The sequence below is a fragment of the Streptomyces sp. NPDC101234 genome, assembly GCF_044767525.1.
GTDB lineage: Bacteria > Actinomycetota > Actinomycetes > Streptomycetales > Streptomycetaceae > Streptomyces > Streptomyces sasae.
This window is the reverse complement of sequence record NZ_JBIWOA010000025.1, coordinates 13,646-30,251: the sequence shown is the minus strand read 5'-3', so window position 1 is coordinate 30,251 and position 16,606 is coordinate 13,646. Positions and strand designations below refer to the sequence as shown.

Here is a 16,606-nt window from a genome sequence, read left to right as displayed (position 1 = left end):
GCGCGGGGAACTGCGCGACAAGCCTCCACCGGGCCCGCAGCTCCGAACGCACCGATCCAGACCAAGGGACCACGCAAGATGACCGCCACTTGGGATCCCCCGAAGTCCACCGACCCCATACTGTCGGTCCGTCAGATCCTGTCCCTGGAACGGGTCCTCGCCGGCGACCCCGAGGTGGTCGCCGGCGCCGCCCACCTCGACCGCCCGGTCCGCTGGGTGCACGTCGCCGAGGCCCCCGACGTCGGCGTCATGCTCACCGGCGGCGAAATGGTCCTCACCACCGGCGTGCTGCTCGCCGGAGACGACGGCAAACAGGCCGAGTACATCCAGTCCCTGCACCGGGCCGAGGCCGCCGCGGTCGTCCTCGGTCTCGGCCGCGCCTTCCCGACACCGCCCGACGCCATGCGCCGCGCGGCGGACCGCTGCGGCCTCCCCCTGGTGGTCCTGCACCGCCCCTTCCCCTTCGCCGAGCTGACGGAGGAGGTCCAGTCCCGGCTGGTCCGCAGCAAGTTCGCCGCCGTCAGCCTCTCCGAGTCGGTCCGTACCGCCCTCACCGGCCTCATCACGGCCGGCGCCCCCCTCCAACGCCTCCTCGACGAGGTCGCCGTGCACAGCGCCTGCCCGGTCGTCGTCACCAACCTCGCCCACCGGGTCCTCGCCACCGCGGGGGAGCGGTCGGCCGTCGACGACGTGCTGCGCGACTGGGAACGCATCGCCCGGCAGGCCGGCGGCCGCGAGGGCGACGGCTGGACCCGCGCCGAACTGGGCGGCCGCGGCGAGCGCTGGGGCCAGATCATGCTGTGCGGGTACCGCGGCGACACCGCCACCGGACGGCTCCTCGCGGACCGCGCCGCCGAGGCCCTGGTACTGCACCGCATGCTCGGCGGCGGCTCCGCCCACACCTGGGAGGAGCAGTCCGCGCAGAGCCTGCTGACCGACCTGGTCTCCGGGGTCGTACCGGCACGCCAACTGCTGCCCAGGGCGCGGGCGGCCGGGCTGCCGGTCAACCGGCGGACCTTCGTACCCCTCGTCGTACGGGACATCGAGCCGACCCAACTGGAGAGAGTCCTGCGCCTGTTGGGCCTGCCCGGACTCGTCGCCGAACTCACCGAGCGCACCACGGCCGTCCTCCTCAGCCTCGCCCGCGACCAGGACGCCGACGCCCTCGCCGCGCACTTCGCCGCCCGGCTGCACGGCGAGTCGGCGGGGTCCCGGGCCGTGGTCGCCGCCGCGGGCCCCCGCACCGCCTGGGACGACGTGCCCGCCGGGCTGCGGGAGGCCCAGCATGTCGCCGACGCGGTCGCCGACACGACCGCCGCCCTCGACCTGCCGGTCGTCGTACGGCTCAGGGACGTACACCTGCGCGGCCTGATCCGGCTGCTCCGCGACGACCCGCACGTCCAGTCCTTCGCCGAGCGCGAGCTGGACGGGCTGCTCTGCGGGACGGGCACCGACCACGATCTGCTGGGCGTCCTGCGGACCTACCTCGCCACCGGCCGCAACAAGTCCCGCACCGCCCAGCTCCACCACGTCTCCCGGCCCGCCCTGTACCGGCGTCTGGAGGCGATACAGGCCCGGCTCGGTGTCGACCTCGACGACTTCGAGCAGGCGGCCTCCGTGCACATCGCGCTCCTCGCGCATGACGCGCAACAGGGGTGAAACATGCGACGAGCTGGGAAAACGGCGGTGAAACATGGGCCATCGGCAGCGTGACACGGTGGCACGCCGGGCGCCCGCAGACGTGACACCGTGGCAATCGAAGCCCGCTTTCGGACTTCCTAAGCTCCTCGCACATCGAGCGACACACGCCCGAGCGACCGGAGGTCCCGATGAGCCGAGTGATTCGTGCCGCCCTCTTCCAGACCGCCTGGACCGGCGACAAGGAATCCATGATCCAGGTCCACGAGCAGGCGGCCCGCGACGCGGCCGCGCAGGGTGCCCAGGTCCTGTGCTTCCAGGAGCTGTTCTACGGGCCCTACTTCTGCCAGGTCCAGGACAAGGCGTTCTACGAGTACGCCGAGCAGGTCCCGGACGGACCGATCGTCCAGCGCTTCCAGGCCCTCGCCCGCGAACTGGGCCTCGTCCTGATCCTGCCGGTGTACGAGGAGGAGCAGCCCGGCGTCCTCTACAACACCGCGGCCGTGATCGACGCCGACGGCTCGTACCTCGGCAAGTACCGCAAGCACCACATCCCCCAGGTCCCCGGCTTCTGGGAGAAGTTCTACTTCCGTCCGGGCAACGCCGGCTGGCCGGTCTTCGACACCGCCGTCGGGAAGATCGGCGTCTACATCTGCTACGACCGCCACTTCCCCGAGGGCTGGCGGGCGTTGGGCCTCGCCGGTGCCGAGATCGTCTTCAACCCGTCGGCCACCTCGCGCGGACTCTCCCGCTACCTCTGGCAGTTGGAGCAGCCGGCGGCGGCCGTCGCCAACGAGTACTTCGTCGGTGCGATCAACCGGGTCGGTGTGGAGGACCTGGGCGACAACGACTTCTACGGGACCTCGTACTTCGTGGATCCGGAGGGCCAGTTCGCCGGCGAGGTGGCCTCCGACAAGGAGACCGAACTCGTCGTCCGCGACCTGGACCTGAACAAGCTGCGCGAGGTCCGCGACCGCTGGCAGTTCTTCCGGGACCGCCGCCCCGACGCGTACGGCCCGCTGACCGCACCGTAGAACCGGCGTTCACAGCACCCCGTCAGGGGCGCTGGGGGTACCCCCGGCCGAAGGCTGGGGGAGGAACTGCGCGACCAGCCACGTCGGACCCGCACGTGACCACGAACGAGAGGACCCCATGACCGGCCGTACAGTAATCCGCGGCGGACTCGTCATCACCGCGTCCGACGAGATCCACGCCGACGTCCTGATCGAGGACGGCCGTGTCGCCGCCCTCGCCGCCTCCGGCACCCCGGCCGCCGAGGCCTTCACCGCCGAGCGGACCATCGACGCCACCGGCAAGTACGTCATCCCGGGCGGCGTGGACGCCCACACCCACATGGAGCTGCCGTTCGGCGGCACCTTCGCCTCCGACACCTTCGAGACCGGCACCCGGGCCGCCGCCTGGGGCGGTACGACGACCATCGTCGACTTCGCCGTGCAGAGCGTCGGGCACAGCCTGCGCGAGGGTCTCGACGCCTGGCACGCCAAGGCCGAGAGCAACTGCGCCATCGACTACGGCTTCCACATGATCGTCTCCGATGTGAACCAGGAGACGCTCAAGGAGATGGACCTGCTGGTCGAGGAAGGAGTGACCTCCTTCAAGCAGTTCATGGCCTACCCCGGCGTCTTCTACTCCGACGACGGCCAGATCCTGCGCGCCATGCAGCGCTCCGCCGAGAACGGCGGCCTGATCATGATGCACGCCGAGAACGGCATCGCCATCGACGTGCTGGTGGAACAGGCGCTGGCGCGCGGGGAGACGGACCCGAGGTACCACGGCGAGGTGCGCAAGGCGCTGCTCGAAGCGGAGGCCACGCACCGGGCCATCAGGCTCGCCCAGGTCGCCGGCGCGCCGCTGTACGTCGTGCACGTCTCGGCGATGGAGGCGGTGGCGGAGCTGGCGCGGGCCCGTGACGAGGGGCTTCCCGTCTTCGGCGAGACCTGTCCGCAGTACCTCTTCCTGTCGACGGACAACCTCGCCGAACCGGACTTCGAGGGCTCGAAGTACGTGTGCAGCACCCCTCTGCGCCCCAAGGAGCACCAGGCCAAGCTCTGGCAGGGCCTGCGGACGAACGACCTCCAGGTCGTCTCCACCGACCACTGCCCCTTCTGCTTCGTCGGCCAGAAGGAGCTCGGCCGCGGCGACTTCTCGAAGATCCCCAACGGCCTGCCCGGCGTCGAGAACCGGATGGACCTGCTCCACCAGGCCGTCGTGGACGGGCACATCTCCCGCCGCCGCTGGATCGAGATCGCCTGCGCCACCCCGGCGCGGATGTTCGGCATGTATCCGAAGAAGGGCACCATCACCCCGGGTGCCGACGCCGACATCGTCATCTACGACCCGCACGCCGAGCAGGTCGTCTCCGCCGAGACCCACCACATGAACGTCGACTACTCGGCGTACGAGGGCAAGCGCCTCACCGGCCGGGTGGACACGGTCCTCTCGCGCGGCGAACCCGTCATCACCGAGCGGGAGTACACCGGACACGCCGGGCACGGCGTCTACACCCCGCGCTCCACCTGTCAGTACCTCAACTAGGAGTGGCGCCGATGGACTTCGGACTCGTCCTGCAAACCGACCCGCCCGCCTCCCGGGTCATCAGCCTGATGAAACGGGCCGAACGCAACGACTTCTCGTACGGCTGGACCTTCGACTCCGCCGTGCTCTGGCAGGAGCCGTTCGTGATCTACAGTCAGATTCTGTCCAACACAACGAAGCTGACGGTCGGCCCGATGGTCACCAACCCGGGCACCCGCACCTGGGAGGTCACCGCCTCCACCTTCGCCACCCTCAACGACATGTTCGGCAACCGGACCGTCTGTGGCATCGGCCGCGGCGACTCCGCGATGCGGGTGGCCGGCCGCAAGCCCAACACCCTCGCCCGGATCAGCGAGGCCATGAAGGTCATCCGCGCCCTCGGCCGGGGCGACGAGGCCGACCTCGGCGGTACCGTCGTCAGGTTCCCGTGGATCAAGCCCGGCGCCGAACTCCCCGTCTGGATGGCCGCGTACGGCCCGAAGGCCCTGAAGATGACCGGCGAGGAGGCGGACGGCTTCATCCTCCAGCTCTCCGACCTCTACCTCACCGAGTACATGGTCAAGGCGGTGAAGGACGCGGCCGCGGCCGCCGGACGCGACCCGTCCGAGGTGACCATCTGCGTCGCCGCCCCCGCCTATGTCACCGAGGACGACTCGCCCGAGGCCCTCGCGCACGCCCGCGACCAGTGCCGCTGGTTCGGCGGCATGGTCGGCAACCACGTCGCCGACCTCGTCTCCAAGTACGGCGAGCACTCGGCCGCCGTACCCGACGAACTCACCGACTACATCAAGGCCCGCGAGGGGTACGACTACTCGCACCACGGGCGCAGCGGCAACCCCGACACCGAGTTCGTGCCCGATGAGATCGTCGACCGCTTCTGTGTCATCGGCCCGGCCGAGAAGCACATCGAGAAGCTGAACGCGCTGCGTGAGCTGGGCGTCGACCAGTTCGCGGTCTACGACATGCACGACGCGCAGGAGGCCACCATCGACGCGTACGGGACGAAGGTCATCCCGGCCGTCAACGGTTAGCCCCCATTCCGCAGTTGGTCTCCCCCTTCCCGCCGTCCCGGGAAGGGGGTCAGGGCGCACCCCACTCGCGTACCCCCCCCCAAGCCCCCCGCACGGCCTCTCTCCCGTCCCACCTCATCCCGATTGGCCTGCCCATGACCGACACCGCTCCCTCAGCCATACCTCTGTCCGGTCAAGTCGCCCTCCCCGACGGGCGCGTCGAGCTCACCCCGGGCTCCCCGCCGCCGAGCGGTCCGTACGCCAACGAGGACCTGCTCCCGGTCCCCGTCGCCAAGCGCACCTGGACCACGTACAACTTCTCCGCCCTCTGGGTCGGCATGGCCCACAACACGGCGTCCTGGACCCTGGCCTCCGGGCTGATCGCGGTCGGCATGGACTGGAAACAGGCCGTGTTCACCATCGCCCTGGCCAACCTGATCGTCCTCGTCCCGATGCTGCTCACCGGGCACGCCGGACCCAAGTACGGCATCCCCTTCCCGGTCTTCGCCCGCGCCTCCTTCGGCGTGCGCGGCGCCAACCTCCCCGCGGTCGTACGGGCGTTGGTGGCCTGCGGCTGGTTCGGCATCCAGACCTGGATCGGCGGTGAGGCGATCTTCTTCCTCGCCGGCAAGCTGATCGGCGACAGCTGGGCGAACGCCTCGCACATCGGCGGCTACGCCTGGACCATGTGGCTGTCGTTCGCGCTCTTCTGGGTGCTCCAGGTCGCGATCATCTACCGGGGCATGGAGACGATCCGCCGCTTCGAGAACTGGGCCGCGCCCTTCGTCCTGGTCGGCGCGATCGTGATGCTGGTCTGGATGAGCAACAAGGCCGGGGGTCTCGGCCCGCTCTTCGACCAGCCCTCCAAGCTCGGCTGGGGCGGCGGCTTCTGGAAGATCTTCTGGCCCTCCCTGATGGGCATGATCGGCTTCTGGTCGACGCTGTCGCTGAACATCCCCGACTTCACCCGGTACGGGAAGAGCCAGAAGGCCCAGACATGGGGGCAGGCGCTCGGTCTGCCGACCACCATGACGCTCTTCGCGTTCCTCTCCGTCCTGGTGACCTCCGGCTCGCAGGCCGTCTACGGACAGCCGGTCTGGGACCCGGTCCAGCTCGCCGCCAAGACGGACAACGTGGTCGGCCTGCTCTACGCCCTGGTCACCGTGCTCGTCGCGACCCTGTCCGTGAACATCGCGGCCAACCTGGTCTCGCCCGCCTTCGACTTCTCCAACATCGCGCCCCGGAAGATCAGTTTCCGCACCGGCGCCCTGATCACCTCGGTCCTCGCGGTGCTGATCTTCCCGTGGAAGCTGTACTCCGACCCGCAGGGCTACATCTTCACCTGGCTCGGCCTGGTCGGCGGTCTGCTCGGCACGGTCGCCGGCATCCTCATCGCCGACTACTGGATCCTGCGCCGCACCCGCCTCGACCTGACCGACCTGTACCGCACGGGCGGCCGCTACTGGTACGACGGCGGCTGGAACTGGCGGGCGGTCGTCGCCTTCCTCACCGGCGGCGTCCTCGCGATCGGCGGCGCCAGCTTCAAACCGCTGATCGACGGCCGGCCCATCCCGGCCCTGTCCTCGCTCGCCGACTACGGCTGGGCGGTCGGCCTCGGCACGTCCCTGGTGCTGTACCTGGGGCTGACGACGCTGGTACGGCCCAAGGAGGCCTGAGCAGGAGGCGCGGCGCGCGTACGAAGGGCAGCCGGTACGGCTACTGGCTGCCCTTCAGCGCGGTCACCGCGGCCTTCGCCGCCTGGATGGCACCCTTGTTGATCACGTCCGTGCTGGGCGCCTTCTTGGTCTCGAAGTCGCTGCCGTTGTAGGTGACGACCACCAGCGCGTTGGAGACCTGGGCCATGACCACGCCCTCGCGGGTCTGCTGCTTGTCCTCGGTGGTGAGGTTCACGACCGAGTAGCCGTTGTCACCGAGCCCCGGTACGGCCCCGCCGCCGCTCTTCTCCGCGACCCGGTCCTTGTACTCCTTCGCCGCCGCCGCGTCCGTGTCCATGATCTCGAAGGAGACGTCGAGCCAGCGGTAGTCGTACCCCTTGAGCGCGTTCCAGGAGCAGGTGCGGCGCAGCTTGGTGTCCGTGGAGGGGATCTCCTTGCCGGCCGTCTTCGCGCCGGGCACCAGCGACTTGACGGTGGCCACGGGGATGCTGCCGCAGGGGGCGGGCGAGGCGGAGTACGTCTTCGTGGCGGCGTCCGTCGACGAGGACGACGACGGGGCGCCGCCGGAGGCCTGGGTGGTCGTCTGCTGGGACGAGGTGTTGCCCGAGGCGGTCTCGGACGTCTTGTCCGGACCGGACGCCATGGCCCAGCCCGCACAGGCGAGCACGGCGACCGGCGTCAGGCGCGCGGTGAGGGCGAGCGGCAGTGGCAGGGAGCGTCGCAAGTCGCACTTCTCGTGGGGGCGGTGTGCGGAGGAGTCCGCACTGCGGACGGGACGCCAGTTTCACACGAGACCCTGTGGGGCGGAAGTGGAATCGGCGCCTTGCCTGTGAGGCAGGGGGTGCGCCGGGTCGACCCTCGTCGCGGGCCGTCCCTCTACATCCGGAATGTCGTGCGTCCGCGGTCCCTGTACATCCGGAATGTCGTGACTGCAGCCGACCCCCGAAGGTGACGTGTGTCACCGTCGAGCCCGCCGGGGGCCGGCAAAGTCGTTTGCGCACCCGATTTTCCGGCCGCCAGCCTTTTCGTATGACCGCGACGTCAACGCCCGAAGAGCCCGTGTCGACCGCCGGGGACGAGTCCGCCACCACACTGCGCGAGGACGTCCTCGCCTACTACAACGAGGGCAAGGAGGACGCCCGGTTGCGGGACGGCGTCGGACTCCTGGAGTTCTGGCGCACCCAGGACGTGCTGCGACGGCTGCTGCCGGCGGCACCCGCGCGGGTGCTGGACGTGGGCGGCGGCAGCGGGGTGCACGCCGAGTGGCTGGCCGCGGACGGGTATGCCGTCGACCTCGTGGACCCGGTGCCGCTGCACGTGGCCCAGGCGGCCCGGCTGCCCGGCGTCACGGCCCGGCCGGGGGACGCCCGGGAGCTGCCCGTCGGCGACGCCGCCTACGACGTCGTACTGCTGTTGGGGCCGCTCTACCACCTGCCCGAGCGGGCCGACCGGGTAAGGGCGCTGACCGAGGCGCGGCGGGCGGTGCGGCCCCAAGGAGTGGTCGTCGCGGCCACCATCAACCGGTACGCGGCGCTGCACGACCTCCTCCACGAGGAGCGTTACTTCGAGCCGGGCCAGCGGGCCGTCGCCGACGCCGTGTCCGAGGACGGCAGGCTCGCCTCCCAGTGGGACGGCAGCCTCTTCACCACCGCCTATCTGGCCCAGCCGGCCGAGACCCCGGCGGAGTTCGCCGAGGCCGGTCTCGCCGTCGACGGGCAGTACGGCGTCGAGGGCATCGCCTGGCTCATGGGCGGGGTGGAGGAGTGGCTGGCCGACCCCGAGCGCCGGGCGGCCGTCCTCGCGGCCACCCGGCGTATCGAGTCCGAGCCGTCGCTGCTCGGCGCCAGCGGCCATCTGCTGACCGCGGGACGCTCAGTCGCGTGAGTTGCCGAACAGCACCCGGTAGCCGACGAGGAGGACCAGGGAGCCGGCGATCGCGGCACCCCAGGTGTACAGGTCGAAGAAATGGCTCTGCACCGGGCGGTCGAGGAAGCGGGCGGAGAGCCAGCCGCCGACGAAGGCGCCGGCGATACCGATGAGGGTGGTGCCGATCAGGCCACCCGGGTCGCGGCCGGGCAGCAGGATCTTGGCGATGCCTCCGGCGAGGAGGCCGAGGATGATCCAGCCGATGATGCCCACGTTCGTTGTCCTCCTGGTACGGGGGTGTTGCCAAGCTGAGTTGCCTTGTTGCGCAAGCTTATGAACGACGGCGGCCTTCGGCGGCGGCTGACGTCGAGCCGTCGATGATCTGTCACCCGTTCATGACAATGCGGGCAAGACGTGGAGGAAACGGCGGGAGGAAGTGGTCGGAGGCCGTGCGGGGCCCGGTGACCGCACGCCTACACTGAGTGGGCATCTGTGCGGCGACTGTGATGGGAGGGAGCAGGCTGTGGGGGAGAGTGCCGAAGACTTCGCGGACCCCTCCGACGGGGTACTGGCGGAGGCGGCCGCGGTGTTCGGGCTGCTGGCTTCGCCGGCCCGGCTGCACCTGGTGTGGGCGCTGTCCCGGGGCGAGAGCGATGTGACGCGGCTCGCCGACCGGGTCGGCGGCGCCCTGCCCGCCGTCAGCCAGCACCTGGCCAAGCTCAAGCTGGCGGGTCTGGTGAGCTCCCGCCGGGAGGGGCGGCGGCAGATCTACTACGTGGACGATCCGGACATCGTGACCGTGGTGCGGGCGACCGTCGGCCAGCTGACCGCACGCTCGCACGAAGTGCCCGCACCGGCGGGCCGGTTGCGCGGGGTCGGAGTCTGAAGACGCTGGGCCTGGCACGCGCGCGGTGCTTAGATGGCGGGAGCGCGCCGGAGGTTCACATGACATGCCTCACCTGTGAATTCGGGTGGGGTCTGTGCTGCCGGGGCTGTGGGTTTGTTAGATTGCGCAATCACGCAACCTAAGTGGGTCCACCACACGCCTGCCCGTACCCCGCCGAGTACGGGCCGGCCGTATCGCCTGGGGGCCCGACCGTTCATGGGAGTGGAAGATGACCGACCCGTGGGACGGCCCGGGGGGCCAGGCCACGCGTAGCCGCACCGACCGGGTGCCGGGACAGCGTGGTGCCCTGCCCGACGGGGCCGGGCCGACCGGTGGCCGGGCCGCGGCCCGGCAGGCGGCCAAGTCGCACGGTGGCAGACGGTCCCGGCGGGCCAGACCGGTGGGCCGCGGCAAACGGTTCCTGAAGGTCTTCGGCCTGGTCACGGCTGTGATGGTGCTTGTCACGGCCGGTGCGGGCTGGTGGTTCTACGAGCACCTGAACGGCAACATCAACAGCGTCTCCCTCGACGGCAAGGGCGGCACGGAGAAGGCCGACGCGTTCGGCCGGACCCCGATCAACATCCTGGTGATCGGCTCGGACGGCCGGACCAGCTCGGCGGACTGCAAACTCGGCGGCGGCTGCAGGACGACCGGTGTACAGACCGGCAACGGCAACGCGGACGTGGAGATGGTCGTCCACATATCCGCCGACCGTTCCAACGCGACGGTGATGAGCATCCCCCGGGACACCATGGTCAACGTCCCCGCCTGCAAGGACGCCAAGAGCGGCCAGTCCACGTCCGGCTACTACGGGCAGGTCAACAGTGCCCTCCAGTACGGTCCGGCCTGCCAGGTGTCCACGATCCACCAGCTCACCGGTATCACCATCGACCACTTCGTGAAGCTGGACTTCTCCGGTGTGGTCAAGATGTCCGACGCGGTCGGCGGTGTCTCCGTGTGCGTCAACGGCAATGTGTACGACACCTACTCGCATCTGAAGCTGTCCAAGGGCACCCACACCCTCAAGGGTGAGGCGGCGCTGGAGTTCGTCCGCTCCCGGCACGGCTTCGGCGACGGCAGCGACCTGGGCCGTACGGTCTCCCAGCACCTCTTCCTCAGCGCGATGATCCGCAAGTTCAAGAGCGCGGGCACGCTCACCGACCCCACCGCCGTCTACAGCCTGGCCGACGCCGCCACCAAGGCGCTCACCGTGGACGACGACCTCGGCACCGTGAAGAAGCTGATCTCGCTGGCGGCGGACGTGAACAAGGTCCCCACCAAGCGGATGACCTTCACCACCATGCAGACCGCCCCCGACCCCACCAACAGCAACCGCGTGGTCGTGGGCGCCGGCGCCAAGGACCTCTTCGCCACCATGGCGAACGACCAGTCGCTGACCACCAGTTCGGGCAAGAAGTCGTCGGCCGCCTCGGCGACCGCGAAGCCGACGCCCACCGTCGCGGCCGTCCCCGCGGCCCAGATCGCCGTGACGGTCGAGAACGGCACCGACGTCACCGGCCGTGCCTCCGTCATCGCGAACTCCCTGATCTCGCAGGGCTTCAGCACCGGCACCAGCACGGCCAACGCCCCGACCTCGGCGACCTCGACCACCCTGACCTACGGCAGCGGTGACAAGGGCGAGGCCCAGACCGTCGCCAAGGCCCTGGACATCCCCAGCTCGCACATCAAGTCGGGCTCCGGAACCGGTGTGGTCCTGGTGATCGGGAGCGACTGGACGAGCGGCAGCTCCTACCCGGCCAGCTCCGGCGACACCAAGGCCGCGGTCTCCAACGCCAACGCCTCGACCGCCAGCGACGCCAAGACCTGCGCCAAGGTCAGCCAGTACAAGACGGTCAGCCTCAACGGGGTGCCGATGACCCCGGGCCAGGCCTACGCGGCGGCGAGCAGCAAGCCCGACTCGGACAAGTGAGGTGAGCCCCCTCCGCGACGATGGTCGCGGAGGGGGCTCACGGACGCCGTGGCCGGCGAGCGCATCGCCGGCCACGGCGTCCGCCGCCTTCCGGGCTGTTGCCGTGATGACCGCGATGCCCAGGCGGCGTGCTACCGGACATGGCGGACCCGACCTTCCTCGGATCGCCTGCCGCAACAGAACGTGATCCGCACGCCGTCTGACCGTCGGCGTGGATCCGCATCGGCCCGGCCCCCTTCGACTGGGGGCCGGTCAGGCGGTGGTGCGCTGGTCGTAGGCGGCGCGGGCGGCGTAGACCTGGGCGGCGCGGTCGGCGGTCCAGGTGCACAGGACGCGGGCCTCCTCGGCGATCTCGGTGCCGAGGCCGGTGAGCCCGTAGTGGACCAGGGGCGGGGTGGCGTTGGGGTCCACCGTCCTGGAGACGAGTCCGTCGCGTTCCAGGGTGCGCAGGGTCTGCGAGAACATCTTGCGGCTGATTCCGCCGATGGAGCGCTGCAGTTCGGAGAACCGCTGGACGTCGCGCTCGCGCAGGCTCAGCAGCATCAGCAGGGCCCATTTGTCGGCCAGGTCCACGAACACATCACGGCTGGGGCAGGCCGCGTCGAGGATGTCCATCGGCCGCTCGGGATCGATGCCGAGCGGTGGCTGCTCCTGTTCTGGCATACCCCTGAGACTACACCAGCACTCCTTCAGGAGGTTGACCTCTTTTAGAGGGCTGGCCTGTATTCGAGCCAAGACCTGCCGAAGGAGTACACCCGTGAGCGAGACCGTCAAGCGCCCCCTGGTCGCCGTCGCCTACCACTCCGGCTACGGACACACCGCTGTGCTGGCCGAAGGGGGCAGGCGCGGTGCCGAGAAGGCCGGAGCCGAGGTCGCCTTCATCCCGGTGGACGCCATCACCGACGCCGACTGGCAGCGGCTGGACGAGGCCGACGCGATCATCTTCGGCGCCCCCACCTACATGGGTGGCGCCTCCGCGGCCTTCCACGCCTTCGCCGAGGCCACCAGCGGCCGCTACCTCGGGAACGCCTGGGCCGACAAGATCGCCGCCGGCTTCACCAACTCCGCCTCCAAGAGCGGCGACAAGCTCTACTCCCTCAACTTCATGGCCGCGCTCGCCGCCCAGCACCACATGATCTGGGTCGGCCTGGGCCTGCCTCCCGGCTGGAACGCCCTGACCGCAGCCGAGGACGACCTCGACCGCCCGGTTTTCTGGATCGGTGTCGCCGCCTCGCCCCCCCCCCAGGACGGCGGCATCGACACCGTCCACGCCGCCGACATCGCCACCGCAGAGCACCTCGGCGCACGAGTCGCCCGGCAGGCCGAGATCAACATCGCGGGCAAGAACGCCCTCGCCCGTCGATGACGTCCACACGGTCCCGTGAACCGGTCCAGTCCGGTCCAGTCCGGTCCAGTCCAGTCCGGTCCGGGACTTCACCGCCCGCCTCGCGGTGACCGCTGTCGGTGCCGGCCGGTCCGAGACCGACTGGACCGCCGGAGCCGTCAGGGCGACGGGTCGCGGCTCGACTATGGTGTTCCTCACCGGCGTTGGGGTGGGCGGTGAACCTGGACCGCGGGACGGGCCGGGTTTCAGTGGCCGGGGGAGGCGAGCGTGGTCCAGCCGTTCTCCAGCAGCTCGAAGGCGCGGGTGACGGCCTGGCGGAAGTCGGCCCGGTCGTGCGCCACGCGGGGGGCTTCGAGGGCGAAGTGGGCCAGCGCCGCGCAGGCGGGATCGTCGGCGGGCAGGCCGCTCTCCTCGGCGATGACGCCGGCCAGCGCGGACGAGTGGCGCAGCCACATGGCCTGCTGGTAGTCGCGCAGGGCCGGGGTGCTGTTCACCAGCTCGAAGAAGGCGACGAAGGCGGGGTCCCGGCGCGCCGCACCGAGGCGGTGGCGCAGCGCGTGCTCGCGGAGCGCCTCGGGGATCGACTGTCCCGTCGGCCGTTCGCGGACCGCGGCCAGGAGCCGGGCCTCCTGGTCGGCGTCCTGGTCGAAGACGAGCGCCTCCTTGACCGGGAAGTGCTTGAACAGCGTGGTCGTGGACACGTCCGCGGCATCCGCGATCTCACGGATGCCCACGTCGTCGTAGCCGCGCTCCAGGAACAGACGCAGTGCGGCGTCGGCGATGGCCTGCCGGGTGGCGGCCTTCTTGCGTTCACGGCGTCCCGTGGGCGCCGGCGCGGCGGAGGCCTGGATGTCGGTCATGACATGACCCTACTCCCTTGGTTGTTCAACTTCGGAAGTTGAGCTGTTGCACTTATCTGGTGTCAGTGGTCGTTGCGGTCGTCGGCGTCGGCGTCGGCGTCGTCGCCGTGGTCGAAGTCCGGCAGTTCGGTGGACAGCAGTCCCTCGGCCCCGTTCTCGAGCAGCTGCTGCATCTGGGCGGCGCGGGGCAGCATGGTCTTCTCGTAGGCGAGGACGGCGTCGGCGACGGTGTTGTTGTTCACGAGGGCGAGGGCGAGTTCGCAGGCGTCCAGCATGGCGAGGTTGACGCCCACGCCGACCGGGGGCATGAGGTGGGCGGCGTCTCCCAGCAGGGTGACCGTGGGGTTGTGCTCCCAGGTGTGGGGGACGGGCAGGGCGTGGATGGGACGGTCGACGTAGCGGCCGTCGTTGTCGGTCAGCTGTCGGCGCAGGTTCGGTGACCAGTCGCGGTAGCGGTCCAGGAGCAGGGTGCGGATGCCGTCGGTGTCCTGGACGGTCAGGCCGGCGGCGGCGATCCAGTCGGCGGGGACGCGCTGGATGATGTAGACGCGGATGTGATCGCCGCTGCTGCGCTGGGCGAACAGGCCGCGGTCGCCGTCGGCTGCCGCGGCGCTGCCCTGGCCGACGAGTGCGGCGATCTCGGGGTGTTCGTTCTCGACGTCGTCGAACCAGGCTTCGAGGAAGCTGACGCCGGTGTAGCGGGGGGTGGCGTCGGAGACGGCGCGGCGGACCTTGGACCAGGCTCCGTCGGCGCCGATGACGAGGTCGGCCTCGATGATGGTGCCGTCGGCGAAGTACAGCTGCCGGGGGCCGGCGGCGGGTCCTTCGACGGAGCTCAGCGTGTGGCTCCAGCGCACGGTGCCGGGCCGGAGCGAGTTCAGCAGGAGGTCGCGCAGCTGTCCGCGGTCGATCTCCGGCTTGAAGCTCTCGCCTTCTTCGGGGGTGTGGTGGAGGAGGACGGTGCCTGCGGGGTCCATCTGGCGCATCTCCTGGCCCTCGGGGCGGGAGAGCCGGAAGAAGTCCTCCAGCAGCCCGGCTTCGCGCAGGGCGATCTGGCCGTTGTCCTCGTGCAGGTCGAGGGTGCCGCCCTGGTTGCGCATGTCGGGGCCGGCTTCGTGGTCGTAGACGGTGGCGCTGATGCCGTACTGCTGCAGGATGCGGGCGCAGGTGAGGCCGCCGGGGCCGGCGCCGATGATCGCGATGCGCGGGGTGTGGGTGACGGTCATGGTGGTGCTCCGTTCGTGAGGCACGGCAACGCCGTGCGGTGCGCTGTATGCGGGAGAGGGGATCAACTGGTCGCGTGGGCGGGGGTGTCGGCCGCGGGGGCGGGCGGGCCGGCCTTCTTCAGGGGGACTTCGATGACGAACAGCGCGGCGAGGAAGGCCAGGGCGCACAGGACGGCGGCGGTCAGGAAGATGTGGCCGGTGCCGGTCGTGACCGCGTCGAGGTAGGCGTTCCTGGCCGCGGCGGGCAGCTCGTGCAGGGCGTTGGGGTCGGCCTCGCCGCCGGCGGGCAGCGCGGACCGGACGGCGCGGGTGAACAGCGAGCCGAAGACCGCGACGCCGAGGGATCCACCGAGGGTGCGGAAGAGGTTGACCGAACTCATCGCGGCGCCCATGTCGCGCAGCGACACGCTGTTCTGCGCGATGGTCCCGGACATCTGCAGGGTGAAGCCCGGACCGATGCCGACGAGGACCATGTACAGGCTGGTCAGCAGGTGTGAGGTGGCGGTGTCCATGGTGGCCAGGAGGCCGAGGCCGGCGGTGAGGAACAGGGCCCCGACGACCGGGAGGATCCGGTACTTCCCGGTGGTCGACATGATCTTGCCGGCGATGGTCGAGACGATGACGACGGGGATCATCATGGGCAGCATGAGCAGCCCGGAGTTGGTCGCGGAGGCGCCCTGCACGGTCTGCTGGAACAGCGGCAGATACAGGCCCGCGCCGAACATGACGACACCGGCGACGAGGATCAGCACCATCGCGAGCGGGTAGTTGCGGTGGTTCGTGAACACGCTCAGCGGCAGCAGCGGCTCGTCGGCCCGCCGCTCCACGGCGATGAACGCGCGCAGCCCGAGCACGGTCACCGCGCCGAGCGCGAAGATCTGCCAGGAGCCCCAGGCGTAGGTGGTGCCCGCCCAGGTGGCGGCCAGCACGATCGCGCTGATGGAGACGGTCAGCAGGGCGATGCCCGCCCAGTCGATCCTCGCCTCGATGCGCTTGACGGGCACGTCCAGCATCAGCCACAGCCACACCAGGGACAGCAGGCCGAGCGGCAGATTGAGGTAGAAGGCCCAGCGCCAGCTGAAGTGGCCGGTGACGAAGCCGCCCAGCAGCGGGCCGCCGATCGTGCCGATCGCCATGACGGACGCGGTCATGCCCTGGTACCTGCCGCGTTCGCGCGGCGGCACGAGAGCGCCGATCAGGGCGAGGGCGCCCGCGCCGATGCCGCCCGCGCCGACGCCCTGCACGACACGGAAGGCGATCAGCTGGGGCATGGACCGAGCGGCGCCGCACAGCGCCGAACCGACGATGAACACGGCGATCGACGCCAGATACATGGGCTTGCGGCCGACCAGGTCGCCGAGCTTGCCCCAGACCGGGGTGGTGACGGCGGTGACCAGGGCGTAGGCGGTGACGACCCAGGAGATGTGCTCCAGGCCGCCCAGGTCGCCGACGATCGTCGGCATCGCCGTGCTCACGACCATGTTGTCGAGCATGGAGAGCAGCATCGCGAGCATCACGCCGAGCAGGACCCGGCGCACGTTCTTCGCTACGACGGCGGACATGGCTGATCACCCCTTTCTGAAGGGGAGGAGCGAGGAAGGAGGACGGAGGCG

At 70.3% G+C, this 16,606-nt stretch carries 15 protein-coding genes; 9 read left to right on the top strand and 6 right to left on the bottom strand.

Going from position 1 to position 16,606, the window contains the following annotated elements; genetic code table 11:
• Positions 1-78 precede the first annotated feature (78 nt).
• From ACIRR9_RS36555 to ACIRR9_RS36535, 5 genes are all read left to right on the top strand, one after another.
• Complete coding sequence (locus ACIRR9_RS36555) at positions 79-1,659, top strand: PucR family transcriptional regulator (protein ID WP_403761027.1); 1,581 nt, start codon at positions 79-81, stop codon at positions 1,657-1,659.
• 170 nt (positions 1,660-1,829) lie between these two features.
• Positions 1,830-2,672 (top strand): nitrilase-related carbon-nitrogen hydrolase, encoded by an 843-nt coding sequence (locus ACIRR9_RS36550; RefSeq protein ID WP_384562797.1) that lies wholly within the window; start codon positions 1,830-1,832, stop codon positions 2,670-2,672.
• A 118-nt stretch (positions 2,673-2,790) separates the two neighbouring features.
• Complete coding sequence (hydA, locus tag ACIRR9_RS36545) at positions 2,791-4,194, top strand: dihydropyrimidinase (protein ID WP_403761024.1); 1,404 nt, start codon at positions 2,791-2,793, stop codon at positions 4,192-4,194.
• A gap of 11 nt (positions 4,195-4,205) precedes the next feature.
• Positions 4,206-5,225 carry a TIGR03842 family LLM class F420-dependent oxidoreductase gene (locus ACIRR9_RS36540; protein WP_403761021.1) on the top strand — a complete coding sequence of 340 codons (1,020 nt, stop codon included), beginning with the start codon at positions 4,206-4,208 and terminating at the stop codon, positions 5,223-5,225.
• Between the two features lie 134 nt (positions 5,226-5,359).
• Entirely contained in the window at positions 5,360-6,880 is a 1,521-nt protein-coding gene (locus ACIRR9_RS36535; RefSeq protein WP_384562789.1) for an NCS1 family nucleobase:cation symporter-1, read from the top strand.
• A gap of 40 nt (positions 6,881-6,920) precedes the next feature.
• Here ACIRR9_RS36535 and ACIRR9_RS36530 read toward each other — a convergent pair whose 3' ends face one another.
• Positions 6,921-7,604 carry a hypothetical protein gene (locus ACIRR9_RS36530; protein WP_403761019.1) on the bottom strand — a complete coding sequence of 228 codons (684 nt, stop codon included), beginning with the start codon at positions 7,602-7,604 and terminating at the stop codon, positions 6,921-6,923.
• A 305-nt stretch (positions 7,605-7,909) separates the two neighbouring features.
• Between ACIRR9_RS36530 and ACIRR9_RS36525 the strand changes: the two genes are divergently transcribed.
• Complete coding sequence (locus tag ACIRR9_RS36525) at positions 7,910-8,764, top strand: class I SAM-dependent methyltransferase (RefSeq protein WP_403761016.1); 855 nt, start codon at positions 7,910-7,912, stop codon at positions 8,762-8,764.
• Here the strand turns inward: ACIRR9_RS36525 and ACIRR9_RS36520 are convergent.
• Entirely contained in the window at positions 8,753-9,019 is a 267-nt protein-coding gene (locus ACIRR9_RS36520; protein WP_365352873.1) for a GlsB/YeaQ/YmgE family stress response membrane protein, read from the bottom strand. The genes ACIRR9_RS36525 and ACIRR9_RS36520 overlap by 12 nt on opposite strands.
• Positions 9,020-9,269: 250 nt before the next feature.
• Here ACIRR9_RS36520 and ACIRR9_RS36515 point away from each other — a divergent pair, with 250 nt between their 5' ends.
• Both ACIRR9_RS36515 and ACIRR9_RS36510 read left to right on the top strand, forming a co-directional pair.
• Positions 9,270-9,632: an ArsR/SmtB family transcription factor gene (locus ACIRR9_RS36515; protein ID WP_403761012.1), complete on the top strand. Its 363-nt coding sequence runs from the start codon at positions 9,270-9,272 to the stop codon at positions 9,630-9,632.
• 229 nt (positions 9,633-9,861) lie between these two features.
• On the top strand, positions 9,862-11,562 hold the full coding sequence (locus tag ACIRR9_RS36510; protein WP_403761009.1) for an LCP family protein: 1,701 nt from the start codon (positions 9,862-9,864) through the stop codon (positions 11,560-11,562).
• A 252-nt stretch (positions 11,563-11,814) separates the two neighbouring features.
• On the opposite strand, the gene ACIRR9_RS36505 is transcribed toward ACIRR9_RS36510, so the two are convergent.
• Positions 11,815-12,225: a winged helix-turn-helix transcriptional regulator gene (locus ACIRR9_RS36505; RefSeq protein ID WP_403761006.1), complete on the bottom strand. Its 411-nt coding sequence runs from the start codon at positions 12,223-12,225 to the stop codon at positions 11,815-11,817.
• A 94-nt stretch (positions 12,226-12,319) separates the two neighbouring features.
• Here ACIRR9_RS36505 and ACIRR9_RS36500 point away from each other — a divergent pair, with 94 nt between their 5' ends.
• The gene (locus tag ACIRR9_RS36500) at positions 12,320-12,928 is read left to right on the top strand and encodes a flavodoxin family protein (protein WP_403761003.1); all 609 of its coding nucleotides are present in this window, start codon (positions 12,320-12,322) and stop codon (positions 12,926-12,928) included.
• Between the two features lie 224 nt (positions 12,929-13,152).
• On the opposite strand, the gene ACIRR9_RS36495 is transcribed toward ACIRR9_RS36500, so the two are convergent.
• From ACIRR9_RS36495 to ACIRR9_RS36485, 3 genes are all read right to left on the bottom strand, one after another.
• Positions 13,153-13,767, bottom strand: a complete 615-nt coding sequence (locus tag ACIRR9_RS36495; protein ID WP_403761000.1) for a TetR/AcrR family transcriptional regulator — start codon at positions 13,765-13,767, stop codon at positions 13,153-13,155.
• Positions 13,768-13,829: 62 nt separating this feature from the next.
• Positions 13,830-14,993 (bottom strand): FAD-dependent oxidoreductase, encoded by a 1,164-nt coding sequence (locus ACIRR9_RS36490; RefSeq protein WP_403760997.1) that lies wholly within the window; start codon positions 14,991-14,993, stop codon positions 13,830-13,832.
• A 62-nt stretch (positions 14,994-15,055) separates the two neighbouring features.
• Positions 15,056-16,555, bottom strand: coding sequence for an MDR family MFS transporter (locus ACIRR9_RS36485; protein WP_403760995.1), 1,500 nt, complete (start codon positions 16,553-16,555; stop codon positions 15,056-15,058).
• Positions 16,556-16,606: the final 51 nt, after the last annotated feature.

Bases quoted from the DNA above. Each gene is read 5' to 3' on its own strand.
- ACIRR9_RS36490 (WP_403760997.1), bottom strand. From the start codon at position 14,993: ATGACCGTCACCCACACCCCGCGCATCGCGATCATCGGCGCCGGCCCC.
- ACIRR9_RS36525 (WP_403761016.1), top strand. From the start codon at position 7,910: ATGACCGCGACGTCAACGCCCGAAGAGCCCGTGTCGACCGCCGGGGAC.
- hydA (WP_403761024.1), top strand. From the start codon at position 2,791: ATGACCGGCCGTACAGTAATCCGCGGCGGACTCGTCATCACCGCGTCC.
- ACIRR9_RS36540 (WP_403761021.1), top strand. From the start codon at position 4,206: ATGGACTTCGGACTCGTCCTGCAAACCGACCCGCCCGCCTCCCGGGTC.
- ACIRR9_RS36485 (WP_403760995.1), bottom strand. From the start codon at position 16,555: ATGTCCGCCGTCGTAGCGAAGAACGTGCGCCGGGTCCTGCTCGGCGTG.
- ACIRR9_RS36535 (WP_384562789.1), top strand. From the start codon at position 5,360: ATGACCGACACCGCTCCCTCAGCCATACCTCTGTCCGGTCAAGTCGCC.
- ACIRR9_RS36510 (WP_403761009.1), top strand. From the start codon at position 9,862: ATGACCGACCCGTGGGACGGCCCGGGGGGCCAGGCCACGCGTAGCCGC.
- ACIRR9_RS36495 (WP_403761000.1), bottom strand. From the start codon at position 13,767: ATGACCGACATCCAGGCCTCCGCCGCGCCGGCGCCCACGGGACGCCGT.
- ACIRR9_RS36505 (WP_403761006.1), bottom strand. From the start codon at position 12,225: ATGCCAGAACAGGAGCAGCCACCGCTCGGCATCGATCCCGAGCGGCCG.
- ACIRR9_RS36550 (WP_384562797.1), top strand. From the start codon at position 1,830: ATGAGCCGAGTGATTCGTGCCGCCCTCTTCCAGACCGCCTGGACCGGC.
- ACIRR9_RS36555 (WP_403761027.1), top strand. From the start codon at position 79: ATGACCGCCACTTGGGATCCCCCGAAGTCCACCGACCCCATACTGTCG.